This window comes from Limosilactobacillus secundus, from assembly GCF_020784695.1.
GTDB classification, from domain to species: domain Bacteria; phylum Bacillota; class Bacilli; order Lactobacillales; family Lactobacillaceae; genus Limosilactobacillus; species Limosilactobacillus reuteri_F.
Genome location: NZ_JAJGUA010000019.1, coordinates 1 through 5276, shown reverse-complemented (window position 1 = coordinate 5276; position 5276 = coordinate 1). Strand labels below are relative to the sequence as shown.

Below are 5276 nucleotides of genomic sequence, written 5' to 3'. Positions count from 1 at the left end.
GACTCAACGAGGTCGAAGCACTTTCACTTTGACTCAACGAGGTCGAGGCACTCTCGCTTTGACTAAGCGACGTTGATGCACTTTCACTCTGACTGAGTGAAGTTGATGCACTTTCACTCTGACTCAATGAGGTTGACGCACTTTCACTTTGACTCAATGAGGTTGACGCACTTTCACTTTGACTCAATGATGTTGACGCACTTTCACTTTGACTCAATGAGGTTGAGGCACTCTCACTCTGACTCAATGAGGTTGACGCACTTTCGCTCTGGCTGAGTGAAGTTGAGGCACTTTCACTTTGACTCAATGATGTTGATGCACTTTCACTTTGGCTCAACGATGTTGAGGCACTTTCGCTCTGACTCAGTGACGTTGATGCACTCTCACTTTGACTTAACGATGTCGAAGCACTCTCACTCTGACTCAATGAGGTTGACGCACTTTCGCTTTGACTTAAGGATGTCGAAGCACTTTCGCTTTGGCTAAGTGAGGTCGATGCGCTTTCACTTTGACTCAATGAGGTTGATGCACTCTCGCTCTGACTGAGTGAGGTCGAGGCACTTTCGCTTTGACTTAAGGATGTCGAGGCGCTCTCACTCTGACTAAGCGAGCTTGAGGCACTCTGGCTAAGTGACGTTGATACACTCTCACTTTGACTGAGCGATGTTGATACTGATCGACTTGTACTATTTGAAATGCTGTCTTTAATTGATGTAGAAGTACTTTCTGATGCACTTACCGAATGAGATATACTTTCTGAATGTTCTGAACCACTGGTATATTCAACTCTGGTGGTTCCATTCTGATTAATATCTGCCATTACCATTTGAACTGGTGCATTTCCACTATTTTGTTCACCAGTAGTGGCGCCAATTGTATAACTGGTACCATTAACAGTACTTTGATTATTTGCAAAGTAATTCGATTCTATTGTTGTTCTATCATTTGTTACAATCACGTTAGTATCATTAGCGTTTATCGTAACATTTGTAGAATTTGAAGAATAAGTAGTACCAGTTGTTGTATTTAAAATCACATGAGCTGGATCATTAATATTAATAGTATTATCGGAGCCACCAAAGTAGAAGTTACGGTTACCAGAAAATGTGGTATTAGTCCCTTGTTCAAAGTTAACAGTGTTATTATCACAGCCATCAGCAAAGTAAACATTCGTTCCACTAGTGTGCAAGTTGATATGCGAATTTACGCCAGCAATAAACTTACCTTCTTGATTAGTTAGGGCAATATTACCAACATTATTCCAAATTTGGCCCCCGGAATAGCTATAAGTATTATTAATTGTTAATGTCGCATTTTCACCAACTATTACCGCATGCTCTCCATTATTGGCTAACATTGCAACGTCATATGGAGACATACTGTTATTAATAACTAAACTGGCATTATCATCAATAACCAAGTTATTTCCACCATAAATTAAGGTGCTGTACCCAACAAAATCAGCAGAACTGGTTGAATAAGTATTGCCATTATATTGGTATGAGCTGACTCCATCAATTGTTGTATGACCTTGAATTTCAAAGATCTTTAAATAACCGCTAGAAGAATAAGTATCTGCGAAAACGGCAGCCCCACCAGTAGCATGGACATTATCATAGATTAGCGTCTCAGCTCCTGAATCAGTAAGGGCAAAGCCACCACGCTCATTAGCGGTATAAAGATTAAGGGATTTAACCGTTGTCGTGGTCTTCATACCCGTGGAAGCGTTTAGCCAAATACAGTTATTGCCTAAATTAAGAGAATGGTTTCCCCCATCAATAGTAAGATCACGAGGTGGAATTTCGAGATCACCCATTCCAGACTGACCTAAATCAATGTCAGCTGTTAGCCGAATAACGCTGATGTTTGAATTATTAAGGGCATTTTGAAATTCAGTGCCATTACTTACTTCAGCTGTATTTTCTTCAGTGGTTTGAATAAAGCTAGAATTAAATAGTGCAATCGTCCCATTAGTAATATTCTCAGTCGTTGTCCGTAATGAAAGACTTTGATTTGCAGAAAATGCAGTATTATTAGAAGCTTCATTAGCAACAGGCTCAATGCCATTCTCCAGAGACAGGGAAGTATTATCACTAGTAAGCGATTCATTCATTCCCGTTGAAACTGATTGTGCACCTGTAGAAGATGCGGTTGAAGAGCTAACAGAATTACTTGTTGTTGACTCACTTATAGAAGCGTTTGACTGACTGGTTGATGTACTAGCAGTCGATATACTGGTCGAGCCATTCGATTTGCTAGTTGATGTACTACTCCCTGATATTGAAGTACTAGTAGATGTTGAACCAGAGTTGACGCTTGAAGTACTAGCCGTTGATGTACTCGTGGAAGTATTGGATTGACTAGTCGATGTACTACCCGATGTCGAAGTAGACGTTGAGCCAGAACCAATTACTTGAGAGCTTTGGTCAACTGTCGTCGTTGCCGCATGTGCTTCTGTCGGGTTAGCTGCGCCTGTTGCCCCGATCCCAAGCAATGTTGCAACAGTTGCAGCTCCCTTTTTATAGGCATCCTTTGCATCCGAAACATTAGCATTTTTTAAAGAATCTAAATCCTGAAAGTTTGTTGGTTTAACTTCCTGTTTTCTTCGAAATGATAACATTTTAAAGAAACGTGTCAAGGAACTAAACCAACCATGTTTGGTTTTATATAATTTTACCTTACTCTTATCTTCTTGTTTTTTATTGTTTTTCGCCATAGATAAACCACCTCTATAAATTATCTACCTATAAACAATTGTTAGTATTTTTCACCATTGATTGTACACCCACTTCTTCTCAAAATAAACGAATTTCAACTTTTATTTCAATAAAAAATTTATTAATTTTTTAAGCCTCTGCTTTTTCTCACATAATCATTTGATAATCTTCATAAATATCAATTTATCTAGGTATACACTTTCTGGTATGGATGGAGATTCCATGCCAGAAAGTGTATACAAAAAAAGAGACATTTGCTGTCCCCTCGTTATACAATCAATTCACCACAAAAATCATGAAAAAAGGTTAAGCAAATGGCCCATAATGATTCTATTCTAAATATTCTTGGAATTAAAATTATTTCTGTTGAAGAAGCTGAACACAACGATGATCCTGTGAAAGAGGATATAACGCTAATAACAGCTACTCTTTCTTATCCGATTAATCGTTGCCGGAACTGTGTTTTTCCCCAGTTAATAAGGATGACTTTCGCAACCCCTATGTACGACTAGCTAGGTTAAACGGAAGAAGGTATGAATGAGATCTTCGTAAACAACGTTATAAATGTAAATCATGTCATACTACTTTTGGTGCTATTACTAATTTAACCAAAGAAAATCAAGCCCTATCCAATGACCTCAAAAATCAAATCATGCTTTTAGCTCGTAAAAGACTATCCAGGCAGCTAATTGCTGAAATCATAGCCAGCGTCTCAAAGCGCTGGCTTTCGCTTTGCTCAAGCCAAAATGCTGTTGATCTAATTACTAGTAAATTTTCTAAGTTTGCTGAAGTATACCAAACTTACAAAGATATCACGAAAGCCCTAAACGAACGCAATAGTGAATTATTAGAGTCAACCATCTTAGACTACCAATACAGAAATGATACAGCTATTCAAACCCTTCGTCAAAACAGAAAACATGTCTTAAATAGCGCTAAGTTTGAATACTCTAATGGTCCTTTAGAAGGCATCAATCACAAAATAAAAACTCTAAAACGAACTTGTTATGGTTTTGCCAATTAAAAATTTCCCTCTTTGAAGAACCGATTGTATTTTTTCGTAAAAAAATACCCCCTACATTTTCGTAGGAAGTATTTTTAGTCAACCATACCAGTTGAAAGATATCCGGATATTCCAACTTAGGAGCTGTTTTTAGTTTTAGCTCAGACAATTAAATTATTTATCTTCACTATTCTTTTTCTTCTTAGCAATCAGCAAGAGTAAGACTGCTTCTAATGACATCAAACCAAGTAATTCAGCCGTTGTTTGACTAGCATTACCAGTCTGTGGAAGCCGCTTGTTTTGCTGACTTGGCTTATTCGCATTGCCGTTTTCGACAGAGTTTTGAGCAGTTAAGTCAACAGTCATGTGCTTATCAGTTCCAGAAACACTTGCATTTTCAAGCTTAGAAGTATTTGCATTGTTAGTTATACTCAAGCTCAACGAAATTGAACCATTTCCAGAACCAATTGTTGACATCGAAGTAAATCCACTATTGTCAAGGAATGGCGTTACTGGTGAGAGACTACCGCTAATAGATTCTAATACATTAGATGAAGAACTACTCATAGAAGTACTGTCACTAGCATTTAAAGAAATAGATCCACTACTACTAATGGAAATAGAACCACTTGCACTTACTGAAGTGGAGGCACTCTCACTTTGACTTAACGACGTTGACGCACTTGCACTTACCGATGCTGATGTGCTTGCACCCTGACTCAACGACGTTGACACACTTGCACTTTGACTCAATGATGTCGAGGCACTTTCGCTCTGACTCAACAACGTTGAGGCACTCTCGCTCTGGCTGAGTGAAGTTGAGGCACTTTCACTTTGGCTAAGTGATGTCGAAGCACTTTCACGTTGACTCAACGACGTTGAGGCACTTTCACTCTGGCTGAGTGAAGTTGACGCACTCTCACTCTGACTCAGTGAAGTTGAGGCACTTTCACTTTGACTCAACGACGTTGATGCACTCTCACTTTGGCTAAGTGATGTCGAAGCACTTTCACTTTGACTCAACGATGTCGAAGTACTTTCACTCTGACTAAGTGATGTCGAGGCACTTTCACGTTGACTCAACGACGTTGAGGCACTTTCACTCTGACTCAATGATGTCGAAGCACTTTCGCTTTGCCTCAACGACGTTGAGGCACTCTCACTCTGGCTCAACGATGTCGAAACACTTTCACTCTGACTAAGTGACGTTGATGCACTCTCACTTTGGCTGAGTGAAGTTGAGGCACTCTCGCTTTGACTTAAGGATGTCGAAGCACTCTCACTCTGACTCAGTGAAGTTGAGGCACTTTCACTTTGACTCAATGATGTCGAAGCACTTTCACGTTGACTCAACGATGTCGAAGTACTTTCGCTCTGGCTGAGTGACGTTGACGCACTTTCACTCTGGCTAAGTGAAGTTGAGGCACTTTCACTTTGACTCAACGACGTTGATGCACTCTCACTTTGACTCAACGAGGTTGAGGCACTTTCACTTTGACTAAGTGAAGTTGAGGCACTTTCACTTTGGCTCAACGACGTTGATGCACTCTCACTTT

2 protein-coding genes and 1 pseudogene are annotated in these 5276 nt (G+C 39.6%); 1 reads left to right on the top strand and 2 read right to left on the bottom strand.

The annotated features are described in order from the left end of the window. Positions 1-2716: serine-rich glycoprotein adhesin (locus tag LMB57_RS00470; RefSeq protein WP_229278026.1), on the bottom strand; the 2716-nt coding region annotated here is incomplete at its 3' end. Between the two features lie 315 nt (positions 2717-3031). Here LMB57_RS00470 and LMB57_RS00465 point away from each other — a divergent pair. Next, positions 3032-3741, top strand: a pseudogene (locus tag LMB57_RS00465) (transposase). A gap of 153 nt (positions 3742-3894) precedes the next feature. Here LMB57_RS00465 and LMB57_RS00460 read toward each other — a convergent pair. Further along, the coding region (locus LMB57_RS00460; protein WP_229278025.1) for an LPXTG cell wall anchor domain-containing protein at positions 3895-5276 on the bottom strand (1382 nt) is incomplete at its 5' end.